At 62.1% G+C, this 21,700-nt stretch carries 20 protein-coding genes; 14 read left to right on the forward strand and 6 right to left on the reverse strand.

The features are described from left to right. The first annotated feature begins 288 nt into the window (after nt 1-288). Together dbpA and LD28_RS0105615 are read left to right on the forward strand one after the other, a co-directional pair. On the forward strand, nt 289-1,668 hold the full coding sequence (dbpA, locus tag LD28_RS0105610) for an ATP-dependent RNA helicase DbpA (RefSeq protein WP_033136025.1): 1,380 nt from the start codon (nt 289-291) through the stop codon (nt 1,666-1,668). Nucleotides 1,669-1,758: 90 nt separating this feature from the next. Beyond that, on the forward strand, nt 1,759-2,049 hold the full coding sequence (locus tag LD28_RS0105615) for a YkgJ family cysteine cluster protein (protein WP_005341481.1): 291 nt from the start codon (nt 1,759-1,761) through the stop codon (nt 2,047-2,049). A gap of 166 nt (nt 2,050-2,215) precedes the next feature. Here LD28_RS0105615 and LD28_RS0105620 read toward each other — a convergent pair whose 3' ends face one another. Then, nucleotides 2,216-2,623, reverse strand: coding sequence for a hypothetical protein (locus LD28_RS0105620; RefSeq protein WP_033136026.1), 408 nt, complete (start codon nt 2,621-2,623; stop codon nt 2,216-2,218). A gap of 274 nt (nt 2,624-2,897) precedes the next feature. Between LD28_RS0105620 and LD28_RS0105625 the strand changes: the two genes are divergently transcribed. Beyond that, nucleotides 2,898-4,292: a PepSY-associated TM helix domain-containing protein gene (locus LD28_RS0105625; protein ID WP_033136027.1), complete on the forward strand. Its 1,395-nt coding sequence runs from the start codon at nt 2,898-2,900 to the stop codon at nt 4,290-4,292. Between the two features lie 83 nt (nt 4,293-4,375). Here LD28_RS0105625 and LD28_RS0105630 read toward each other — a convergent pair whose 3' ends face one another. Beyond that, nucleotides 4,376-4,591 (reverse strand): DUF6500 family protein, encoded by a 216-nt coding sequence (locus LD28_RS0105630; protein ID WP_033136028.1) that lies wholly within the window; start codon nt 4,589-4,591, stop codon nt 4,376-4,378. A gap of 106 nt (nt 4,592-4,697) precedes the next feature. Continuing rightward, the gene (locus LD28_RS0105635; protein ID WP_033136061.1) at nt 4,698-5,603 is read right to left on the reverse strand and encodes a 1,4-dihydroxy-2-naphthoate polyprenyltransferase; all 906 of its coding nucleotides are present in this window, start codon (nt 5,601-5,603) and stop codon (nt 4,698-4,700) included. Nucleotides 5,604-5,811: 208 nt separating this feature from the next. Here LD28_RS0105635 and LD28_RS0105640 point away from each other — a divergent pair, with 208 nt between their 5' ends. The 7 genes from LD28_RS0105640 (at nt 5,812) to LD28_RS0105670 (ending at nt 14,184) form a co-directional block, all read left to right on the forward strand. Further along, nucleotides 5,812-7,134: an isochorismate synthase gene (locus LD28_RS0105640; protein WP_033136029.1), complete on the forward strand. Its 1,323-nt coding sequence runs from the start codon at nt 5,812-5,814 to the stop codon at nt 7,132-7,134. A gap of 32 nt (nt 7,135-7,166) precedes the next feature. Next, nucleotides 7,167-8,927 (forward strand): 2-succinyl-5-enolpyruvyl-6-hydroxy-3-cyclohexene-1-carboxylic-acid synthase, encoded by a 1,761-nt coding sequence (menD, locus tag LD28_RS0105645; protein ID WP_033136030.1) that lies wholly within the window; start codon nt 7,167-7,169, stop codon nt 8,925-8,927. Beyond that, on the forward strand, nt 8,887-9,678 hold the full coding sequence (menH, locus tag LD28_RS0105650) for a 2-succinyl-6-hydroxy-2,4-cyclohexadiene-1-carboxylate synthase (protein ID WP_050514260.1): 792 nt from the start codon (nt 8,887-8,889) through the stop codon (nt 9,676-9,678). The genes menD and menH overlap by 41 nt, the downstream gene beginning before the upstream one ends. A gap of 87 nt (nt 9,679-9,765) precedes the next feature. Then, nucleotides 9,766-10,626, forward strand: a complete 861-nt coding sequence (menB, locus tag LD28_RS0105655; protein WP_033136032.1) for a 1,4-dihydroxy-2-naphthoyl-CoA synthase — start codon at nt 9,766-9,768, stop codon at nt 10,624-10,626. Next, a complete protein-coding gene (menC, locus tag LD28_RS0105660; protein ID WP_033136033.1) occupies nt 10,626-11,555 on the forward strand; it encodes an o-succinylbenzoate synthase in 930 nt (309 codons plus the stop codon). Before menB ends, menC begins: the two co-directional genes overlap by 1 nt. Further along, nucleotides 11,548-12,975 (forward strand): AMP-binding protein, encoded by a 1,428-nt coding sequence (locus LD28_RS0105665; RefSeq protein WP_033136034.1) that lies wholly within the window; start codon nt 11,548-11,550, stop codon nt 12,973-12,975. Before menC ends, LD28_RS0105665 begins: the two co-directional genes overlap by 8 nt. 300 nt (nt 12,976-13,275) lie before the next feature. Beyond that, on the forward strand, nt 13,276-14,184 hold the full coding sequence (locus LD28_RS0105670) for a SanA/YdcF family protein (protein ID WP_033136035.1): 909 nt from the start codon (nt 13,276-13,278) through the stop codon (nt 14,182-14,184). Between the two features lie 99 nt (nt 14,185-14,283). Here LD28_RS0105670 and LD28_RS0105675 read toward each other — a convergent pair whose 3' ends face one another. The 3 genes from LD28_RS0105675 to LD28_RS0105685 all read right to left on the reverse strand — a co-directional run bounded on the left by LD28_RS0105675 (nt 14,284) and on the right by LD28_RS0105685 (nt 17,835). Further along, on the reverse strand, nt 14,284-15,300 hold the full coding sequence (locus LD28_RS0105675) for a chemotaxis protein CheV (RefSeq protein ID WP_033136036.1): 1,017 nt from the start codon (nt 15,298-15,300) through the stop codon (nt 14,284-14,286). Nucleotides 15,301-15,478: 178 nt separating this feature from the next. Further along, nucleotides 15,479-17,527 carry a tRNA(Met) cytidine acetyltransferase TmcA gene (locus LD28_RS0105680; protein WP_033136037.1) on the reverse strand — a complete coding sequence of 683 codons (2,049 nt, stop codon included), beginning with the start codon at nt 17,525-17,527 and terminating at the stop codon, nt 15,479-15,481. Beyond that, nucleotides 17,524-17,835, reverse strand: coding sequence for an HlyU family transcriptional regulator (locus LD28_RS0105685; RefSeq protein ID WP_033136038.1), 312 nt, complete (start codon nt 17,833-17,835; stop codon nt 17,524-17,526). The genes LD28_RS0105680 and LD28_RS0105685 overlap by 4 nt, the downstream gene beginning before the upstream one ends. Before the next feature lie 136 nt (nt 17,836-17,971). On the opposite strand from LD28_RS0105685, the gene LD28_RS0105690 reads away from it, so the two are divergent. The 4 genes from LD28_RS0105690 to LD28_RS0105705 all read left to right on the forward strand — a co-directional run bounded on the left by LD28_RS0105690 (nt 17,972) and on the right by LD28_RS0105705 (nt 21,601). Continuing rightward, nucleotides 17,972-18,178: a bacterioferritin-associated ferredoxin gene (locus LD28_RS0105690; RefSeq protein WP_033136039.1), complete on the forward strand. Its 207-nt coding sequence runs from the start codon at nt 17,972-17,974 to the stop codon at nt 18,176-18,178. A gap of 88 nt (nt 18,179-18,266) precedes the next feature. Further along, nucleotides 18,267-18,746, forward strand: coding sequence for a bacterioferritin (bfr, locus tag LD28_RS0105695; protein WP_033136040.1), 480 nt, complete (start codon nt 18,267-18,269; stop codon nt 18,744-18,746). 202 nt (nt 18,747-18,948) lie between these two features. After that, nucleotides 18,949-21,054 (forward strand): DUF885 domain-containing protein, encoded by a 2,106-nt coding sequence (locus tag LD28_RS0105700; RefSeq protein ID WP_033136041.1) that lies wholly within the window; start codon nt 18,949-18,951, stop codon nt 21,052-21,054. A gap of 88 nt (nt 21,055-21,142) precedes the next feature. Then, nucleotides 21,143-21,601, forward strand: coding sequence for a methylglyoxal synthase (locus LD28_RS0105705; RefSeq protein ID WP_005335971.1), 459 nt, complete (start codon nt 21,143-21,145; stop codon nt 21,599-21,601). Nucleotides 21,602-21,700: the final 99 nt, after the last annotated feature.

Consider the following 21,700-nt stretch of genomic DNA (forward strand, 5'->3'; position numbering starts at 1 on the left):
CATCCCCTGTAGCGCAACGGCTGCTCATGGAATATTTTTCAGCCATTATATTGAAATACCGAAAATGGAAAACGTTTATCCGCGATAAATAATTAGATGAGTGTTTGAAAAATAGTCCTTATCGCATTTTCAGTTATTGCCCACGATCTGTTTGGCAACAAATGAACCTTCCTGGTGGCGCCTTGTGGTCAATAGTTCAAATTTCCGCCACATTCGGTGCCACATTCTGGTATGATGCGCGCCCTTAGCGCTAGCGCATCCCCGTTTTCTCCGAAATAGAGTCCTTTTGTGAACAACAGCGAATTTAGCAGCCTCAATCTCTCCCCCGCCCTGCAAGAGAACCTCACCAGCCTGGGTTACCTGCAGATGACCCCGATCCAGGCCCAGAGCCTGCCCCTGGTGCTCGATGGCAAAGACCTGATCGCCAAGGCAAAAACCGGCAGCGGCAAGACCGCAGCCTTCGGCCTTGGTCTGCTGGCCAAGCTCAACGTCAACCGCCTCGAAGTGCAGGCGCTGGTGCTCTGCCCGACCCGCGAGCTGGCGGATCAGGTGGCCCAGGAGATCCGTCGTCTGGCGCGCGCCCTGCCCAACGTCAAGCTGGTGACCCTGTGTGGTGGCACCCCGACCGCACCGCAGTCCGCCACCCTGGGCTTTGGTGCCCACATCGCCGTCGGCACCCCGGGTCGCATTCTCAAGCATCTGGAGCAAGGCACGCTGGAGCTATCCGGCCTCAAGACGCTGGTGCTGGATGAAGCGGACCGCATGCTGGACATGGGCTTTGGCGAAGATATCAACCGGGTCATCAGCTATGCCCCCCAGCAGCGCCAGACCCTGCTCTTCTCCGCTACCTATCCGGAAGGGATCGCCCAGATGAGCCGCGGCGTGCAGCGCAATCCGGTCGAGGTGAGCGTGGAGTCCCTGCACGAAGGGAGCGCCATCGAACAGAAGCTCTACGAAGTGCCTGCCGGTCAGCGCCTCGACGCCCTCACCTGGTTGCTGAGCCACTACCAGCCGAGCTCCTGCGTGGTGTTCTGCAACACCAAGCGCGCCTGTAACGACGTGGCCGACCATCTGGCCGCCAAGGGCTTCTCGGCGCTGGCACTGAACGGCGATCTGGAGCAGCGCGAGCGGGATCAGGTACTGGTGCGCTTTGCCAACGGCAGCGCCACCATTCTGGTGGCTACCGACGTGGCGGCCCGCGGCCTCGACATCAAGGAGCTGGGCGCCGTCATCAACTACGAGCTGACCTATGATCCGGAAGTGCACGTACACCGCATCGGCCGTACCGGTCGTGCCGGCCAGCAGGGTCTGGCCCTGAGCCTCTATCAGCCGAACGAGGCCCAGCGCGTCAACTTCATCGAAGAGTACCAGCAGGCCCCGATGCCGCTGGGGGATCTCGACAGCATCGGTCGCGACATCAAGCCGATCGCCCCGCAGATGGTGACCCTCTCCATCGATGCGGGTCGCAAGACCAAGGTGCGGGCCGGTGACATTCTGGGCGCCCTGACTGGCGAAGGCGGCATTGCCGGGGCTGATGTGGGCAAGATCCAGATCTCCGAGCAGTACTCCTACGTCGCGGTGAAGCGCAGCGTGGCGAGCGCCGCCCTCAAGCGGCTGCAGGAAGGCAAGATCAAGGGGCGCAGCTACCGCGCCCGTAAACTGGGCTAAGGTTCTTTGCAACCCGTTAGCCAGACCACAGGCGCCTGACAGGCGCCTGTTTCATATCTCTCGATGCCGCCATGCGGCAAGACAGGCACCATGACCCAAGCAATCCAAACCGATGTGAGCTGCCAGAACTGCGAAGCCTGCTGCTGCCGCCTCGAAGTGATGCTCTTTACCGATACCGGCGTACCGGACCGTTATGTACTGGAACGGGATGGCGAGATACCGGTAATGCGCCGACTGGACGATGGCTGGTGTGCGGCCCTCGACCGCAACACCATGATGTGCCGCATCTATGAGGTGCGACCACTGATCTGCCGTGAATTCGAAATGGGTGAACCCGACTGCGTTGACGAACGGGACAAGTGGTTTATCAAGCTGGATTGACCTGGATCCTCGATCACACTCACCACGATGATGTGCCCCATCCATGATGCGAGGTGCGAGCGCTGATCTGCCGTGCATTCGAAATGGGTGAGCCCGACTGCGTTGACGAGCGGGACAAGTGGTTTATCAAGCTGGAGTGAGCCAAGACCAAGCAGGATAAAGGTGGTCAAGCATCCGCGTGTTCGCAGGGAGCGGTGGTAAGCTGCTCCCCCAGCCACTGGATAGCGGCTGCCTCCTGCTCGAAGTAGCGTACCGCCCGAAAGGGCAGATCCTTGAAGATGTTATCCGCCAGATAGCGCTTGAAGCCCCCCACCAGGACCACCGCCAGACACTGACAGCCACTCTCGGCACACCAGCCAAACTGGCGACGAAAACGGGCCAGCACCTCGGGCCCGGCCGCTTCGAACTCGGTCGCGACCTCGACAATCCCCCAGGGGCGATCCATCAGCCCAGCCAGTTCGTGGCGAAAGCGCGCCTCATAGGCCATGGCGCCCGCCAGATTGAAGGGGCCACTCGGGCGGCAGATCAGCATCTGCCCTCTGCGCTCCATGTCGAATTGCCCATGTGGCTGCATGACTGCTCCCATTCCTTTACCACCGCCGCCTGCAAATTGTTACCATAAGGTAATAATTTATAAAGAAAAGTCCAGCAGCAAACTCGCTTTCCCCGAAGCGTTCTCATCCCATCCGGCAAACCATCATCGCCCTGTCAGGGCCTTATCTCACCGCCATCCCGCACTGAATCGGTCTCGAGATGTGTGATTGCAGTTAACGAAACGTTACTGCTATTATCCGCGCCGCCACAAACGTTCCACCAACCGAAAGGTTTGCCCCCAACAAGGATGCGCAATGAAAAACAGGGACTCGAGTCATTACCAACGGATCTGGCGCTGGCACTTCTACGCCGGTCTCTTTGTCGCCCCTTTCCTGATCCTGCTGTCACTGACCGGGATCGTCTATCTGTTCAAACCCCAGCTCGACAACCTGATGTACCCCGAGCTGATGAAGGTCGCCCCTGCCAGCCAGACCCTGAGTGCCGACCAGCAGCTGGCCAAGGCGATGATGACCATGCCCGATGCCAGCCTGCGTAAATACCTGCCGCCTGCCGCTCCCGATCAGAGCGCCCAGTTCATCGTCAATCGGGGCGAACAGGAGTTGACCCTGTTTATGGATCCCGCCAGCGGCGCCCTGCTCGGCACCATGGATAACAAGTGGAATCTGCAGGCGGTGGCCCGCGCCCTGCACGCCGACCTGCTGCTCGGCACCACGGGAGATCGGTTGATCGAACTGGCCGCAGGCTGGGGACTGGTACTGCTGCTAAGCGGCCTCTACCTCTGGTGGCCACGCAAGGGGCCCGGGGTGGGCGGCATCCTCTGGCCCAGAATAAGCCAGCGCGGACGCCTCTGGTGGCGGGATCTGCACGCCGTAGTCGGCTTCTGGGGAGCGGGCTTCCTGCTGCTGTTGCTGTTAAGCGGCATGACCTGGACCGGCTTCTGGGGCGATCAGTTTGCCGCGGTCTGGAACCGCTTCCCCGCCGCCATGTGGAACGAGGTGCCCAAATCGGCGCCGCTGGCCCGCAGCCTGAATCAGGCTCATGAGCAGACCGTTCCCTGGGCGATGGAGAACACCCCCATGCCCAGCTCGCAGCTGGTCGATGAGGGGCACGATCATGGCGCCATGAACCACGGCGAGCATGAGGGAGTGGTGATGGCGAGCCAGCGCATTGCGCTGCAACAGGTGGTCGAGACAGCCAGTGAACGGGGAGTCAAACCGAGTTACAGCATCACTCCGCCGGTCGGTGACACCGGCGTCTACACCATCGCCCTGTTTGCCGACGATCCGCGCAACGACGCCACCCTGCATATCGATCAATACAGCGGCAAGGTGCTGGCCGATGTGCGCTGGCAGGATTACGGCCCGGTCGCCAAGACAGTGGAGAGTGGCGTCATGCTGCACATGGGCAAGCTCTACGGCTGGCCCCACCAGCTCGCCATGCTGCTCATCTGCCTGATGGTGCTGGCCAGCGCCGTGAGCGGCCTGTGGATCTGGTGGTGCCGCCGTCCGCAGGGCCGTCTCGCCGCGCCGCCGCTGCCCGCCAAATTGCCCCCCATGCGCGGTGCCATCGCCCTGCTGATGCTGCTGGGGATCGCCTTCCCGCTGGTGGGCGCCTCCATGGTCGCCATCTGGCTACTGGATACCCTGCTATTCTCCCGCCGTCCTCTCAAGGTGGCGCGCGCCAGCTAGTCGATAGCATCATCCACCAACAGAGAGGGCTCCCGCTTGGGAGCCCTCTCTGTTTCTTCATTGCGTTTCATTGCAACCGACTTTCACTCCTGCTCGACCAGCAGAAGAATTTTCTTGGCCTTCTCAAAGTGATCGAGCTTGTGGGTCTGGATCCACCAGGTCGCTGCCTCCATCAGCAAATCGGGATCGTCATTGCGATTGGCAAAGAAGGCATAAAAGGAGAGTCCGACCGTCTCCCCCTTCTGGGCGATTTTTTGCTGGCATACCTGAATGATTTTCTGTTTGAGTGATGCACGCATGGTGGTGTCCCTGTCTGGCCTAGCCAGTGCCAACACGTCTCGTCGGCACATAAAAAGGGCTCCCACCTCGGGAGCCCGTTTCACATAACAACAAGCTGGCCGCTCATCAGGAGAGCGCCAACCCGATGGAGAGCAGCAGGCTGAACAGAAACGCGCTGATGGCGGTCTTCTTGAGGGCGCCGGTCAGCACCTCGCCATCGTAGCTTTCGCGCAGGGTCTTCGCCGCATCACTGAGGGGCTTCATGGCAGGCAGGAAGATCCACGGCCAAAAACTGGCAGGCTGGGTCAGGATAAAGGCGATGGTCGCCAGCAGCGCTGCCCCCAGCAGCACCCAGTGGTAGGCGATGGCGCGGTTGCGACCAAGGCGTACCGCCAGGGTGATCTTGCCGCTGGCGGCGTCGGTCTCGATGTCGCGCACATTATTGATATTGAGCACGGCGGTCGCCAATAAGCCACAAGCGGTGGCGGGCAGCAGCAGATCCCACTCCAGACTCTTGGTGAAGAGGTAGTAGGAGCCAAGCACCCCCAGCAGACCGAAGAACAGGAACACAGAGATATCGCCAAACCCGCGATAGCCGTAAGGGGTCTTGCCCACGGTATAGGTCACCGCCGCGACGATGGCCGCGCCACCCAGCACCACAAATGCCAAAATCTGCAGCCACTGGCCACCGAAGGCACAGCCCAGCAACAGCAGGCCACTGGCCACTGCCGCCAGCGCGGTCAGCGCCATCGCCACGCACATCTGCTTTTTGGTGATAAGGCCGGAGACCACCGCCCGCTGCGGGCCGATCCGCTCGCCGTTGTCGGCGCCGGAGACCGCATCGCCGTAATCGTTGGCCAGATTGGAGAGGATCTGCAGCAGGATGGCGGTCAGCAGAGAGAGCGCCATGATGGTGCCATCAAAGGCGCCACGACTGGCAGCCAGCCCCGAGCCCAGCAGGATGGAAGAGCAGGCTAACGGCAGTGTTCGCAAACGCGCCGCCAGCAACCAAACAGAGAAGGTATTTGTCATATTGTGATGGCCAAACAATCGGATATTGATCGTGTTAAGGGTTATCGAACCGGATTTGGGTATACTTGGCCCCGGAGAGTTAAGCTCCCCAGAGCGGTTTACATGGATGAATGGGCAGATAATATATAGGAAATCCTCGCCCTTTGGCATAAACCTACGGCATCCTGCTACGGGATCGCTCGTTACTACCCGGCTCAGAAAAGAATCCATGTTGGCTCAGACCCATATCAAGCAACAACTGGACGCCCTGCGTCACAGCAACGTCAGCGGCTTCGTGCGATTGCGCGTAGGGATCGAGGTACGCTCCTTTCTGGGCTGGCTCGCGGCGCAAACCCTCTATCCCCGCATCTACTGGCAGGCCCGTGGACAGGATCGTCCCGAGTATGTCGCGCTGGGCGCCATCCATGAACTGACCGAGCCGCACGCCATCAAGCGGGTGTGCGCCAACACGGCCAGCCAGCATCACGACGACAGCCCCCGCTACTATGGTGGACTGGCGTTCGATCCGGCCCAATCCGGCTGGCAAGGGTTTGGCCCCTGCCGTTTCGTGCTGCCCCGCATCGAGCTGGTGCGCCGTGGCGAGTGCGTCAGCCTCTGCCTCAACCTCTGGCTGGATGACCACAATCTCGAGGCCGAGCTGCAGGCGGCCGAAGCAGCCCTCGATGCCCTGCGCCCGGAAGCCCCGCTGCCCGCCCTGCAAAAACAGCCCTGGCAGCGACAGGATTGCCCCGGCCCCGCCCAGTGGCAGACGCTGGTGGAGCGCGTCACCGCCCCTGATTTTCAGGCCCACACCCCCAAGGTGGTGCTGTCGCGGGAGAGCGTGCTGACCAGTCCGCACCATGATGCAGATATCAATCCCTGGGCCATGCTCGACCAGTGGGCCCGCCACGCTCAGGACTGCTTCCACTTCGGTTTTCAATTCTCCCCCGAGCAGGCCTTTATCGCCTGCTCCCCCGAGCGGCTCTACCGCCGGGAAGATCGCCACCTCTTTACCGAGGCGCTGGCGGGCACCATCCGCCGCTCCGGCGATGAAGAGGTGGATGCCCAACTGGCCGCCGAGCTGCTGGCCGACAGCAAGAACCGGCTGGAGAACCGGCTGGTACATGCCGACATCCTCAGCCGACTGGCGCCGCTGGCCCACGATGCCACCCTGACCGAGCCGCGCATTCTCAAGCTGCGGCTGCTGCAACACCTCAAGTGCGATATCGAAGCCGAACTCAAGCCCGGCGTCTGCGACTGGCAGTTGCTCGATGCCCTTCATCCCACTCCGGCAGTGGGCGGCGCCCCGCGCGAGGCAGCGCTGGCCTTTATCCGCGAGTTCGAGCCCTATGATCGGGGCTGGTACGCCGGTGCCTGCGGCATGCTGAGCCGGGAGACCTCGGAGTTCTCGGTCGCCATTCGCAGCGCCCGCATTCAGCCGGGCAGCGTCACCCTGTTTGCCGGAGCCGGCATTGTCGCCGGTTCCGAGCCTGTCGCCGAGTGGGCCGAGCTCGACAACAAGATCGCCAATGTGCTCTCCCTGCTGGGATAGCCATGACCCCTTTTCAACCCGCGAGAGCCCCTATGCCCACCCGTAAAGAGCCTGCCAGCGAAGAGTTTGCCTGCCCCCCGTTTTCAAGCCAGCACGCCACCTTCAACCACGTCTGGTCTTCCCTCTTGCTGGAGGAGCTCTTTCGCCTCGGGGTACGCGACATCGCGCTGGCCCCCGGCTCCCGCTCCGCGCCGCTGACCATGGCGGCCGCAGCCCATCAGGGCTTTCGTCGTCACCTGCACTTTGACGAGCGCGGCCTCGGCTTCATGGCGCTGGGGCTGGCCAAGGGGAGCAACCGGCCAGTGGCGGTGATCATGACCTCGGGCACCGCAGTGGCCAACCTCTGGCCCGCCGTGGCGGAGGCCCAGCTCACCGGCGTGCCGCTGATTATTCTCTCCGCCGATCGCCCCCCGGAGCTTATCGACAACGGCGCCAATCAGGCGATCGACCAGCAGGGGATCTTCGGCCACTACCCCGTCCATCAGCAGAACCTGCCGAGCCCTACCCCGACCATTCCGGCGGCGTTTGTGCTGAGCTCGGTGGATCAGGCGCTAGCCAAGCAGGCGCTCACCCCCGGGGTGGTGCACTTCAACTGCATGTACCCGGAGCCCCTCTACCCGGGCGAGCACTATCAAGATTTCTCCGACTATCTGGCCCCCCTCGGCAACTGGCTCAGCTCCCACAGGCCATGGAGCCCGTGGCAGCAAAGCGAGCCGAGCTGCCCGCCGCAACCCGAGTGGAACGAGTGGCAGCACAAGCGCGGTGTGATTGTGGCCGGACGGATCACCGAGCCTAAGCAGGCACAGGCGGTCGCCGCGCTGGCGGAGCAACTTGGCTGGCCGCTGCTGGCGGATCTGCAGAGCCAGATCCGCTTCGATAGCCGCAACCTCATCCACATGGATCTGGCGCTCAACGACCCTGAATTCATCGCCGAGCTGGGCCGCGCCGAGGTGCTGCTGCAATTTGGCGCGCGGCTTGTCTCCAAGCGGCTTGGCCAGTTCATCAAACACCATCCGTGGCAGGATTACTGGCTGGTGGATCCGCAACCGGCACGGCTCGATCCCGACTACCGGCTGCGCAACCGGCTGCTCTGCTGTGCCAGCGCCTTTGCTGCAGCCCATCCGGTCACCACCACTCAGGCCCCCTGGCACACATTGGCCGAGCTGCAACACAACGCCAGCCAACAGATCTCCGCCGCCTGCGAGGGTTTCTCGGAGCTCGGGGTCTGCCATCGCCTCAACAGCCTGATCGAAGGGCAACTGTTTGTCGGCAACAGCATGCCAGCCCGACTGATGGATATGCTCGGTGACACGGGCAAGGGGCCGAGCCGGGTGATGACCAACCGTGGCGCCTCCGGCATCGATGGTCTGATCGCCACCGCTTACGGTTTTGCCCAATCGGTCGAGCAAGGCAGCGATGAGCCCACCACCCTGCTGCTTGGGGATCTCAGCGCCCTGCACGATCTCAATAGCCTCGCCCTGCTCAGCAAGGCGAGCCGACCGCTGGTGGTGATCCTGCTCAACAACGATGGCGGCAGCATCTTCCGTATGTTGCCGGTGCCCACCGAAGGGGAGCTGCTGGAGAGCTACTATCGACTGCCCCACGGCCTCAGCTTTGAACATGCCGCCGCCATGTTTGGCCTCGCCTATCGCGCACCGACCACCCTGACCGAGTTCGAGCACGATTACCGCACCGCTCTCAAACATGGCGTTACCTTGATCGAGATCCGGGTACCGAGCGAGCAGGTAGCCGATGATCTCAAGGCGCTGGGAGCCGCCATCCGTGAGCGGTAACAACATACCGTTGGTGCTGCTGCACGGCCTGCTGGGGGATAGCGGCGACTGGCAACCGGTGATCGACCGGCTGCCTGCCATCCACTGCATTGCCCTCGATCTGCCGGGTCACGGCCAGCATAGCGCTCTCACCGTCAGCGACTTTGAGCAGAGCCACCAGTGGCTGGTTGCCGAGCTGGCCAGCCGCAACATTGAACGCTATCTGCTGGCGGGTTACTCGCTGGGGGGGCGACTGGCCCTCTATCACGCCAGCCGTGAGCCCGCCGGGCTGCAGGGGCTGCTGCTGGAGAACTGCCACCCGGGGCTGCCCACCAGTGAACGGGCCGCCCGCATCCAGCACGATGAACGGTGGGCGCAGCGCTTCGAGCGCGAACAACTCGCCTCGGTGCTCGGCGACTGGTACCGGCAAGGGGTGTTTGCCGATCTCGACGACGCGGCCCGCGCCCGCCAGATCGCCCGCCGCCTTGGTAACGACGGTCAGGGCATCGCCACCATGCTGCGCGCCACTTCGCTAGGCAAGCAGCCGGATCTCGCCCCCTGGCTCATGGCGTGCCAGTTGCCGGTCACCTGGGTGAGTGGCAAGCGGGATCACAAATTCCATCAGCTGGCTTGCCAGCTGGTGAACCAACATCGCAAAATCAACCACTTGGTGCTGGATGGCGGCCATAACCTGCACGCCCATCAGCCTGATAACTTTGCCCGACTCCTCGCGGAGTGGGTCAACCAACAAGAAGAGACGAGTCATGATTGAAGCAATGACGGAAGCTGAACTGTACGCACCTGTTCAATATGCCGGGATTGCTCAATCTTCGCTCAACCAGAACAGAAGGAAAAAACCATGATTGAGGCAATGACGGAAGCGGAATTGTACGCTCCGATTGAGTGGCAGGATTGCTCCGCCGGTTACGAGGACATCCTCTATCACAAGTCCGACGATGGCATTGCCAAGATCACCATCAACCGCCCCCAGGTGCGCAACGCCTTCCGTCCCCGCACCGTCAAAGAGATGCTGCAGGCGCTGGCCGATGCCCGTTATGACGATCAGGTCGGCACCATCATCCTGACCGGTTTTGGCGAGAAAGCATTCTGCGCCGGTGGCGACCAGAAGATCCGTGGTGACTACGGTGGCTACCGCGATGACGAGGGGACTCACCACCTCAACGTGCTCGACTTCCAGCGCGACATCCGCACCTGCCCGAAACCTGTGGTTGCCATGGTGGCCGGTTACGCGGTCGGTGGTGGCCATGTGCTGCATATGATGTGTGACCTGACCATCGCCGCCGACAACGCCCAGTTTGGCCAGACCGGCCCGAAAGTGGGCTCCTTCGACGGCGGCTGGGGTGCCTCCTACATGGCCCGCATCGTCGGCCAGAAGAAAGCCCGCGAAATCTGGTTCCTCTGCCGCATGTACGATGCCCAGCAAGCCCTCGATATGGGTCTGGTCAACACCGTCGTGCCGCTGGCGGATCTGGAGCGCGAAACCGTGCGCTGGTGCCGCGAAATGCTGCAAAACAGCCCGATGGCGCTGCGCTGCCTGAAAGCGGCCCTCAACGCTGACTGTGATGGTCAGGCGGGCTTGCAGGAGCTGGCGGGCAATGCCACCATGCTGTTCTACATGACCGAAGAGGGTCAGGAAGGCCGCAACGCCTTCAACGAAAAGCGTCGCCCCGACTTCTCCAAATACAAGCGGAACCCCTGATGACACTAGCCCTGTATCGCTATCAACTGCCTTTTACCCAGCCACTGACCTTTCACGGCAAGGTGGAGGTGGCGCGAGAGGGGCTGTTGGTACGCATCAACGACGGCTGGGGGGAAATCGCCCCCCTGCCCGGTTTCTCGAAAGAGAGCCTGCAACAGGCAGAGGCGGAAGCCCTTGCCACGCTGGCGGCCCTGGCCGCCGGCGACACCCCGAACCCCGTGCTGCCGTCGGTGCAATTTGGCCTCGACTGCGCACGCCGGATATGGCCCGAGCAGCGCAACCCGCTGCCTGAGCCCTACCCCCTCATTCAAGGCTCCCCCCAGGAGCTGCTGCGCAACTGGAAAGAGTGGCTGCACCGCACCCCCGGCAAGGCCAAGCTGAAGGTAGCCCGCTACCCGATGCGTGACGAGCTGGCGCTGATCCGCCTGCTGTGCGATCGTCTCCCCTCCCTCAAGCTGGTGCTGGATGCCAACCAGGGCTGGACCCGCGAGGAGGCGTGGACCTTCTGCGGCCATCTCGACCCGAACCGCATCGAGTATCTGGAAGACCCTTGCGCCGACTTTGCCGACATCGCCTTTGTCGCCAACCGCACCGGCATGCCGGTGGCGCTGGACGAGCTGCTGGCGCAAGACAAGCCGTGGGAGCCGATCCCGCAACTGCGCGCTCTGGTGCTCAAACCCACCCTGCTCGGTTCGCTGGCCAACTGCGAAGCGCTGATCGCCCGCGCCCGCGAATTGCGGCTCAAGGTGATCATCTCCTCCTGTTTCGAATCGGATCTGGGCCTGAACCAGCTCTTTCATCTGGCAGGCGAGTGGGCACCGGAACAGGCGCCGGGGCTGGATACCGGCCGCTGGATGGCAGGCAATCTGCTGGGGGAAGATGGCAAACCGGACCTGAGTCGACTGGAGCAACTGTATTACCGTGATTGACCACTCCCGCGCACCCGAACAGACGCCTTGCCCGGTACGCCACCGGGCAATCACCGCCCCGAACCGCATTGCCATCCACGCAGCCGCCCCCCTCAGTTACCGCCAGCTCGATGCCCGCCTCAACAGCCTGTGCCAACAGCTGGAACAGGCCGGCGTGCGCCGTGGCGATCATCTGGCGGCGGTGGTGCGCGGGGCGCTGGAAGATGTGCTGCTGGCATGGGCCTGCGTGCGCAGCGGCGTGGTGTTCTGCCCGCTCAATCCCGCCTTTCCCGTTGAAAAACAGCGCGAGCTGGCGGTGCAACTCGACGCCAGCGCCTTCTGGTCTGCGGGCGAGATCCCGGCAGGCAACTGGCAGCCCTTAGAGCTCGACTTCGCATGCGAACTGCCAGCAAGCGAGGAAACCTGGCCGCTGGCATCGACCCAGCTCAACAACATGATCCTCACCTCCGGCTCCAGCGGCACGCCGAAAGCGGTGGTGCACCTGCTCTGCAACCACCTTGCCTCGGCGCGCGGCTCTGCCACCCTCATTCCGCTCGATGAAGAGTGCGGCTGGCTGCTCTCTCTGCCGCTGTTCCATGTCGGCGGCTACGCCATCCTGTTTCGGGTCTTTCTGGCGGGCGCCACGCTGGTGCTGGATCAGCGTGAACGGCCCCTCAAGGAGCGGCTGGAGTGCCAACCCATCACTCACCTCTCGTTGGTGCCGACCCAGCTCTGGCGCCTGTTGGCAGAGGGTTTTGACCCCGCCCGCACCCGCCTGCGCGAGCTGTTGCTCGGTGGCGCCGCCATCCCGCAACCGCTGGTGAGCCGCCTCTGCGCCATGGGGCTCGAACCCAAGGTGAGCTATGGCCTCTCCGAGATGGGCAGTCAGGTCTGCACCGCGGTACCCGGCGATGCTGGCGTGGTCGGCCTGCCGCTGCCGGGACGGGAGGTGTGCATCAGGGAGCAGGAGATCTGCGTGCGCGGCGCCACCCTGTTTGCCGGTTACTACCGGGCAGGAGAGCTGGATCTGCCCCTCGATGGCGAAGGGTGGTTTCATACCCGCGACAAGGGGCGGTTCACTGCTGCAGGGGAACTGCTGGTGGAGGGGCGGCTCGATAATCTCTTCATCTCTGGGGGCGAAAACATCCAACCCGAGACCATCGAGCAGCGACTGGTGGATCATCCCGCCATCGCCCAGGCGCTGGTGGTGCCGGTGCCGAGCGACGAGTGGGGGCAACGCCCCGCCGCCTTTATCGACTGGCACGGTGAGCCGGTTCCCTACCCCGAGTTGGCAGCCTGGATCCGCAGCGCCCTGCCCGGCTTTATGGTGCCCGACCACTGGCTCCCCTGGCCCGATCTCGGCGGCAATCTCAAGCCCTCCCGCCAACTGCTGGGCAAGCGTGCCCGACAGCAAACCGCCTTGTCACAACGCGCTGAATGAAATCAGACTCACCATTTCCCGCTCTGCTCTGAAAGCAGAAAAAGAAATTGGTGAGTCCTTATCGCAGCACCATCCCCTGCAGCAGGGGCTGAACCGCTGGAGCGGGTGCGCTTCCACGTCTTCACCGACCGGGGGCGATCCGGCAGCCCCTCTCCTTTGCGCGACTATCGGCAAGATCATCTGTTGCGACAACCTCTGCCCGAAAAAGGTGACAGCCCGCTATCAAGCCTGACGCCACTGGCCGAGTTGTAATAGAATGCCGGAAGCCATTCCCAACTTCAGACCCAGACCGCGCCACGCATGAAGAAGTTTGCCAAGATCCTCCTCGCCGGCCTCCTGTCACTGCTGGCACTGATTGCCTCGGTACTGGCCTATAGCGAGTGGATCGTCTCGGATGCCCGCCACTACACCTATGACAAGGTGAGCGCAGTGCCCTACAACCGGGTTGCGGTGGTGCTGGGCACCTCCAAATACCTCTCCGGTGGCGGCCCCAACCACTACTTCAAATACCGCATCAAGGCGGCGGCCGAGCTCTACAACAACGCCAAGGTGGATTACATCCTGGTGTCGGGCGACAACGCGACCCTGCAGTACAACGAACCGCGTCAGATGAGGCGTGCCCTGATCAAGGCGGGGATCCCCGCCTCCGCCATCTATATGGATTTCGCCGGATTCCGCACCCTCGATTCGGTAGTTCGCGCCAAAGAGGTGTTCGGCCAGGATCGCTTTACCATTGTCTCCCAGGGCTTTCACAACGAGCGGGCCATCTTTATCGCCCGCCACTTTGGCATCGAGGCGGTCGGCTTCAACGCCGCGGATCCCAGCGCCTATCAGGGGATCCGGACCCGGATCCGGGAAGTGTTTGCACGGGTAATGGGGCTGGTCGATCTCTACGTGCTGGACAAGGGGCCCAAGTTTCTGGGCGAGCCGGTCCATATCGGTCTGCCAATCCCCTGCCTGTCGCTCAGCACCATCGGCAGCCAGCAACCCTGTATCAAGCCGCCCAAACCTGCCGTGGAGCAGGCCAAGCCGACGGCGGTATCTGCCGCAGCAGCCACTGAGCCAGCCACTCCGGCTGTCTCAGCCGCGACTGGACAAGTCACTCCGGCTGTCTCAGCCGCGGCAGAAGCCGCCGCCGAGACGCCCACCGCCACCTTGCCCATATTACCGGTGGCCCCTTCAGCCGCCAGCGCCAGCAGCGCCTCCTGATCAACCCGCGTCACGGCTGACCCGACCATCCGGGTTAGCACTCCAAAAAAGAACGGCCACCCTGTCTGGGTGGCCGTTTTGCTGTCAGGTAATCCGAACTTAAATGTTGTTGGCTGGCGAGGGCGGAGCTATGCCCAGCAGCAGGTGATCCATCATCCCCACCATGCGGCCAATCTCAGGTTTGGTGATGGTATCGTTCGCCCCCAGTTGCAGCGCCTTCTGGCGGTTGTCATCACTCATCAGGGAGGAGAACATCACGATGGGCATCACCTTGTAAGAGGGAGTATCCCGCAGTCGCTTGAGCAGGTGCATACCATCCATGCGCGGCATCTCTACATCGGTGATCACCGCGTTGACGAAGCCGGTCACCGGCATCCTCTCCTCCTGAGCCAGACGATCGAACTCCGTCAACATTTCCAACCCTTCGCCACCATCCTTGGCCGTCACCACGTTGTAACCAGCGGTACGCAGGGTGGTTTCGATCATCTTGCGGATAAAGGCCGAGTCGTCCACCACCAGAATGGTCTTGCCCTGGCGCAGCGCCATCATGCGATCGTCGATGAGCACCTTGCGATCCTGGGTGACATCGTACTTCTCCATGCTGAGCTCGGGGTTGATGTCGGCGATGATCTTCTCAAAGTCGAGGATCATGATGAGATTGCCATCGCGCCGCACCACGGCCACCACGCAGTCGTTCTCCCCCGCCTCCAGAAACTGGCTGGGAGACTCCACATCGTTCCATGAGACCCGATGGATTCTGCTGACACTGTCGATGAGAAAGCCGTTGGCCATCTTGTTGAAGTCGGTGACGATCACCACCTTGTGACTGAGGTCAGGGTTGGTCTTGATGCCCAGCCAGCCCGCCAGATCCACCAGCGGGATCAGGCGCTCCCGCAGGGAAAAAACCCCCACCATATGGCGTTGGGCATTGGGATAATCGGTGGTCTCCGGCACCCGGATCACCTCGCGCACCTTGGCGACGTTGATCCCGTAGTAGGCGATCTTCTCGCGCCCGTCCGGCATCTGCTTCTTGAGGTGAAATTCAATGATCTCGAGCTCATTGGTGCCGCTCTCGGTCAGAATGGATTTACGCTCTTCCCCGTCTTTGGACATCATGGCGATTCTCATGCTTCTTGTTGCGCTGGCAGCACACAGCTGCGGTTTTCCCTCAGTATAGGAATGGATCTGCCCCTGCCGGGGCCTATCCCTCAACATTGCAACTATCGCAACCTAATCAACGGGTAAAACAGAGTAAACGGCCGTGAGCCTCACCAATCGGCATGCATTCTCAAGGTCATGGCAAACGCGCAAGCAATGCCCGCAGCGCCTTGATGACGGCGGGCTTGCCCGCCAGCTGCAACTTCGCGGCCAGCGCGCCCCAGTCTGCGTATTGCCAAATGGTAGCGATCAGCAGCTGGCGCTCGGCCGGGGTCAGCGCAGCCAGCACAGCCAGATGACGTGCCAGCCACTGCTGCAAGCTGGATTGGCACAATTCGAAGGGCTTGTGATGCAGGGCAAAACACTCAACCTCATCGCGCTCGAACTCGCCAAGCTCCGGCGCGGTGACGGTAGAACCTTGCAGGCATTGCCATACCAGCTCGGGCTCCAACGCGTTCAGCTCGCCCGCCAGCAGGGTCGGCAGTTGGCGTGCAAATCTCTGCTGCCACTGGGCAAGCTCGGGCGCATGCTCGGGTTTAAGGGCTTTTAACAGCAGGGCAGCGTGACAGCCGCTGGCGGCATCCCGCTGCAGGCCGATGCGCAGCACCACCAGCCCGGCCTTGCGCCAGAAGGGAAGCAGGTCGGCGCTGGCCGAAAAGGCAGAGCCGAGGTAATCGATCCCAATCTGGCGATAGTGCTCCTCAAGCTTGCCAAGCAGCAGCGAACCCAGCCCGTGGCGATGCAGCTCGGGATGGATGGCGATACGCATCACCCGGGCGTAACTGCGCGCCCCCGCCGTCTTGAAACCGGCGTGAGCCAGCAGCGACTGGGGCAGCAGATGGCCGCGCGGACGGCGGCGCCCGGCCCAGATCGCCTCGGCCAGTTCAGGTTCGATTTCCCCTTCCCGCGCAACCAAGGCCACACCCAGCAGGCTCGCATCCTGCTCCAGCAGATGGATGTCGAGATCCGGGCTCTCCAGCAGGGATCTGAGATCGCTCGGCGTGGTCTGGTAGTGGGCCAGCACCAGCAAGCCAAACAGCTGGTTGAGCAGCGATTCGTCGCTTGCCAGCGCCTCCTGACTGATCAGACGCCAGCTCGGGCTGGTCGGCGGCATGGGCGCCGCCACTTCGGCATCAAGCCCCAGCAGACGGAAGATCAGCGGCTCCAGCGGATCACGCTCACTCCAGCGGATCGGTTCGCCCAGGTGGATCTCCTGCCACTCCGGGGTCTGGCTATCGAGCACCCGCTTGAAGCGCAGGTGAAAGCCGAGTCCCGTCCCTTCGTAACCGTGCTCGGTGGTGGCAAACACGATGCGACTGTGGCGGGCCAGCATGGCCTCGAGCAGCGGGGTCGGAATGGCGGCCGCTTCATCCACCAGCAGCAGATCGGGATGAATCGCCTCATGCGCCAGCCGATCCGGCGAGCAGTAGCTCAGTCCGGTCAGCTGTTCCAGCGTGCAATCTAGCCCGCGAGCGGCGTGGGCAAACAGGGTGGCGACTGTCGCCTGCGAGGGGGCCGTCACCACTATGTTCAGCTCGGGCTGCTGGCGCAGCAGCTCGGCGGCAGCCAGCCCCAGCAGCGCACTCTTGCCACGGCCGCGGTCGGCGCTCAGCACCAGAGGGCGGCGGCGATGACCGTGTAACACCTTGTGGATGGCGGGCAGCGCCCGGGCTTGATCGCAGCTCAATGCGCGCTCGGACCCGATGGGTTGCCACGGCTGCGGGCAAACCGGCGGCTCCAGCGAGAGGGCGGGATCCCCCGCCAGCAGCCTTACCAGCCGGGCGATAAAGCCGTGACCGGCCCGACCGGCCTCCTCCGGCTGAGCAACCAGCCTCACCCGGTCGGGATCCGGCCATGCAGGCCACCGCTCTCTGGGCGGGGTCAGCAGCAACAGCAAGCCACCGGCGCGCAGGGTGCCCGCCAGCGCCCCGAAGGCGTCGGGGTGAAAGCCGCTGAAAGCATTGAAGACGAGCGTGTCGCACTCCTGACCAAGCCGCTGCAGCGCCTTGGCGGCAGGCTGCGGGGCATAGCACTCGGGCCCGGCGCCCAGCCAGAAGATGCGCTCGCCGAGCAGGGATTGGGCGCGGGCCATGCACTCGCCCTCCTCCCCTTCCAGCCAGATCAGGCGCCGCTCACCGGCATGGGCCAGCGCCTCGCGCAGCCGGGTGACCTCTTTCGGAATCATGAAGCCGCGCGGTCAGCCGGTTTGCGGGGTTCGAACATGCGATCCCCCATCTGATCGATAAAGGTGTGGGCCTTCTGCACCATGAAGCGCTCGGCATCGGCCGGATTGGCAAACAGATCGGAGCGGATGAAGCGGTGGGTTTGCAGCACGCCGTCCAGCTCTTTGGTGATGCGGCCCGCCAGCCGGTATTGGCCACCTTCCGCCATCGGCTCGGGATAGATGAGATAGCCGGCATATTCGGTCGGCGTAACTTCCGGCGCCTTGGCCGGCTCGCCCCCGAACAGGGCGCTGAACAGTTTCTTGAGCATGGTGATCTCCTCTGGTTGCCAGCATTGTCCCCAAGGGGTTGCACAGTGGCAAGCGGGGGATCTTATTACCAATGGTTATTTGCATCACGAACCATTCTCATTTAGATTTCACTCCATTCCACAAGAGGTGATCATCATGTACGTCTGTTTGTGCCGCGGCATCACAGATACCCAGATCCGCAAGGCGGTACAGTCAGGTAACAGAGAGTTCCGTCAGCTCAAGCAGTCGCTCGAGGTGGGTGCCCAGTGTGGCAAATGCGTGCGTATGACCATGGCGATCATCGCCGCCGAGCTCGACAAGATGGAGCAGGAACAACCCGTGCTCTACTACGAAGTGGCCTGAGCCCTCCCCGCCCGCACCTTTGGCTGTCATTTTTCTCGACTAAGCTCTAACGATTTCCGCCTCAGGCACGAAACAAGGAGCACTGTCGATGAAAGGAGATCCCAAGATCATTGCCCACCTCAACAAGGTGTTGGCCAATGAGCTGATTGCCATCAACCAATACTTCCTGCACGCCCGCATCTACGATGACTGGGGCCTCAAGGCGCTCGGGCACAAGGAGTATCACGAGTCCATCGATGAGATGAAACACGCCGACGAGCTGGTCAAGCGGGTGCTGTTTCTCGAAGGGCTGCCCAATTTGCAGGATCTTGGCAAGCTGCGCATCGGCGAGACCGTTGAAGAGATGCTGCGCTGCGATCTGTTGCTGGAGATGGATGCCATCCCCGACCTCAAAGTGGCTATCGCCTACGCCGAGTCGGTACAGGACTACATCAGCCGCGACCTGTTCCAGAAGATCCTGGAGGATGAGGAGGAGCACGTGGACTGGCTGGAGACCCAGCTCGACCTTATCGATCGCATCGGGTTGGAGAACTACCAGCAGGCGCAGTTGCACCACGGCTCATCCTGAATAGTTATGGCATGAAAAATCGATTCCAAAACCCGCTCAGGCGGGTTTTTCCGTCTCTGGCCGCATAGCTTTTCACCCTATTTATCTGCATGAAAAACAAGCTTCTTTTTGCTATTCAGGTCGCAAAAACAGACTCCGGAGCGTTGCACTATTGGAACCCCTTACAGGGGCACACAATAACAACATGTAAAAGGACTACATCATGCACCTCCTGCCCAACAAGCTGGCGCTAGCCTGCGCCATAGCCCTCTCTCTTGCCGCGTGCAATGAGAACAGCTCCCATGCACCTGCGGATCCCGCGGCCACCAAAGCATCCCTGATGCAGACCATGGATGAAGCGCTGCGCGAGAGCCAGTCGCTCGACCCTTACGGTTTTGCCATCGATGCCGCCAGCATCGCCAAACGCAAGGCGCTCGACAGCGCGTTGCTCAAGCGGCTGGATGCGCTGGACTCGAGCGTCCTGAGTGAACGGGACCATCTGTTCTACGACATGATCCGCTGGGATCTGCAGATCAACCTGGCGGGTTACGATCTGCCTCAGTCCCAGATCCCGATCAATCACTTCCGCAACCGGGTGGTCGATCTGGCCGATGACGTCGGCGCAGCCCCTGCCAGTGGCAAGGCAGCGCGCACCGTCAGCGGCAGCTTCGATTACTTCAATCAAAGCTCGGCTGAGCGGGTTGCACCGGGGGATGGCGCATGGCGACGGGATCTCGACCGCACAGCCACGGCGCCAGCACTGGCACACAAGGCGAGGGCCGCCACCGCACCACTGGCCTGGTATCAGGAACATCTCACCTGGCTCAAGGCCTATGACGCCTATCTCGCCGAGGTGAAGCACCAGTTCGAACTGGGCAGCGTTCAGGGAAACACCTTGCCCGATGAGCTAGTAGACCGACTGTTGAACCAGCTCAACAGCAAGCTGGATGGCGAGGCGATCGCCGGATCCTACCTTGGCTGGCAACAGTTGCCGGGAGAGGCCGACGAGGCGCTGCGCACCGAGTACAAAGGGGTGCTGGACAGCATCAACAGCCGTTATCTGGCGCTGCGGGACTATCTGGATTACCAACATGGCGGTGCCTATGCGGTGCGCCTTGGCAGTGGCGAGTGTGACGACGGTTTCTGCGGCATGACCAATGGTCGCGACTGGTATCGCTGGCTGCTGAAGAAGCACACCACCACCAATATGACACCGGAGCAGGTACATGAGCTGGGGTTGAACGAGGTGGACCGGATCTTCGGTGCCATGGTCAAGGTGTGTCACACCGTCGGCAAGTGCGACAGCGATGATGTGGCACAAAACAAGCAAAACGGACAGATCTATGCCTTCTTCCGTTACCTCAACGAACCGGCCTTCTTCTATCAGAACCCGCTGGCGCTCTGGTCATCCGGCCTGAACCCGGACAACGCCGCTGGCGCGACCCTGAGCGGGCCGCAACAGCAGGCGCTGACCGAACATGACAGAGCACTGCGGGAGTACAACGCCTTCAAGAGCAAGGCTGCGCCGGTGTTGCCAGACTTTTTCGATGCCGAACGCACCATTCCCAAGCTGGATTACGAGGTGGTGCCCGTCTCCTATGAGGATGCCCCCTACGGCGGGGTTGCCTGGTATCAGGACGGCAATCCGCAAACAGGGCGTAAAGGGCAGTTCTTCCTCAACACCTACTATCCCTACGGCCTGCAGAGCTGGAACATCAGTACCCTGCTGGCTCATGAGGCCGCTCCGGGTCACCACTTCCAGATCACCATTGCCCAGGAGCTGGCCGCCAAGGATCCCGACTTCCCGCAGTATGTGGCGAACGCCTCCTACACCGCCTATGCGGAGGGCTGGGCGCTCTACACCGAATATCTGGCGGATCACGACATGGGGATCTATCAGGGGCGTGGCCTCTATGATCCGGCGGTGGGAGACGTGAAGGTCGAGGGCTCGCCCGCCTTCAACAACCAGCTGCAGTACTTTGGCCGCCTCAACGAGGAGATGCTCAGGGCCATGCGACTGGTGGTGGATACCGGTATCCACTGGTATGGCTGGAGCCATGACCGGGCCGCCAGCTACATGAAAGAGAACTCGGCGCTGGGGGCCGGAGACATCAGCTCAGAGGTGCCACGCTATATGGCCTACACCGGCCAGGCGACCTCCTACAAGGCGGGTCAACTGGCCCTGATCCGGATGCGGGAATCTGCCGAACAGACCCTTGGCAGCCGCTTTGACCTCAAGGCGTTCCACCACCATGTACTGGAATACGGCATGTTGCCCATCTCGGTACTGGAGCAAAAGAACAAGCAGTGGATTGAACAGTCGAAGTGATCACAGTTACGGCGCCCGGCAAGGCAACGGGCGCCGCTTTCGATTAGGATACGGCTCTCTTCCAATAACAAGGCTACGGACGATTTCCATGGAACAGATTGCACGCGAGATGGCGCCCCACAAGCGGGTGGCGCTGGTGGCTCACGACAACATGAAGACCCCTCTGCTGAACTGGGTGATGCGCCGCAAGGAGGAGCTCAAGCTCCACCATCTCTATGCGACCGGCACCACCGGCACCATGCTAGGCAAGAAGGCGCAGCTGCCCATCACCTGCCTCTTCTCCGGCCCCATGGGGGGCGATCAGCAGCTCGGCGCCCTGATTGCCGAAGGGAAGATCGACGTGCTGATCTTCTTCTGGGATCCCCTCAATGCGGTGCCCCACGATCCCGATGTGAAGGCACTGCTGCGGCTGGCGGCGGTGTGGAACATCCCGGTCGCCACCAACGAAGCGACCGCCGACTTCATCATGGACAGCCCCCACATGCAGCAGGCGTTCAGTGTGCAGATCCCGGATTACGCCGGTTACCTCAAGGCACGCACCGAGTGATCCGCTGACTCATCATGCAAAAGGGCCGCAACAAGCGGCCCTCTTTGTTTCAGGCGGTGATCACTGGCTCCCACAGCGATCGGGCATCGGACTTTACCC

This window comes from Aeromonas finlandensis (assembly GCF_000764645.1).
Classification (GTDB): domain Bacteria; phylum Pseudomonadota; class Gammaproteobacteria; order Enterobacterales; family Aeromonadaceae; genus Aeromonas; species Aeromonas finlandensis.

Excerpts from the sequence above, each read along its gene's own strand:
- LD28_RS0105615 (WP_005341481.1), top strand. The coding sequence starts at position 1,759 with ATGACCCAAGCAATCCAAACCGATGTGAGCTGCCAGAACTGCGAAGCC.
- LD28_RS0105620 (WP_033136026.1), bottom strand. The coding sequence starts at position 2,623 with ATGCAGCCACATGGGCAATTCGACATGGAGCGCAGAGGGCAGATGCTG.
- LD28_RS0105625 (WP_033136027.1), top strand. The coding sequence starts at position 2,898 with ATGAAAAACAGGGACTCGAGTCATTACCAACGGATCTGGCGCTGGCAC.
- LD28_RS0105630 (WP_033136028.1), bottom strand. The coding sequence starts at position 4,591 with ATGCGTGCATCACTCAAACAGAAAATCATTCAGGTATGCCAGCAAAAA.
- LD28_RS0105635 (WP_033136061.1), bottom strand. The coding sequence starts at position 5,603 with ATGACAAATACCTTCTCTGTTTGGTTGCTGGCGGCGCGTTTGCGAACA.
- LD28_RS0105640 (WP_033136029.1), top strand. The coding sequence starts at position 5,812 with ATGTTGGCTCAGACCCATATCAAGCAACAACTGGACGCCCTGCGTCAC.
- menD (WP_033136030.1), top strand. The coding sequence starts at position 7,167 with ATGCCCACCCGTAAAGAGCCTGCCAGCGAAGAGTTTGCCTGCCCCCCG.
- menH (WP_050514260.1), top strand. The coding sequence starts at position 8,887 with ATGATCTCAAGGCGCTGGGAGCCGCCATCCGTGAGCGGTAACAACATA.
- menB (WP_033136032.1), top strand. The coding sequence starts at position 9,766 with ATGATTGAGGCAATGACGGAAGCGGAATTGTACGCTCCGATTGAGTGG.
- menC (WP_033136033.1), top strand. The coding sequence starts at position 10,626 with ATGACACTAGCCCTGTATCGCTATCAACTGCCTTTTACCCAGCCACTG.
- LD28_RS0105670 (WP_033136035.1), top strand. The coding sequence starts at position 13,276 with ATGAAGAAGTTTGCCAAGATCCTCCTCGCCGGCCTCCTGTCACTGCTG.
- LD28_RS0105675 (WP_033136036.1), bottom strand. The coding sequence starts at position 15,300 with ATGATGTCCAAAGACGGGGAAGAGCGTAAATCCATTCTGACCGAGAGC.
- LD28_RS0105680 (WP_033136037.1), bottom strand. The coding sequence starts at position 17,527 with ATGATTCCGAAAGAGGTCACCCGGCTGCGCGAGGCGCTGGCCCATGCC.
- LD28_RS0105685 (WP_033136038.1), bottom strand. The coding sequence starts at position 17,835 with ATGCTCAAGAAACTGTTCAGCGCCCTGTTCGGGGGCGAGCCGGCCAAG.
- LD28_RS0105690 (WP_033136039.1), top strand. The coding sequence starts at position 17,972 with ATGTACGTCTGTTTGTGCCGCGGCATCACAGATACCCAGATCCGCAAG.
- bfr (WP_033136040.1), top strand. The coding sequence starts at position 18,267 with ATGAAAGGAGATCCCAAGATCATTGCCCACCTCAACAAGGTGTTGGCC.
- LD28_RS0105700 (WP_033136041.1), top strand. The coding sequence starts at position 18,949 with ATGCACCTCCTGCCCAACAAGCTGGCGCTAGCCTGCGCCATAGCCCTC.
- LD28_RS0105705 (WP_005335971.1), top strand. The coding sequence starts at position 21,143 with ATGGAACAGATTGCACGCGAGATGGCGCCCCACAAGCGGGTGGCGCTG.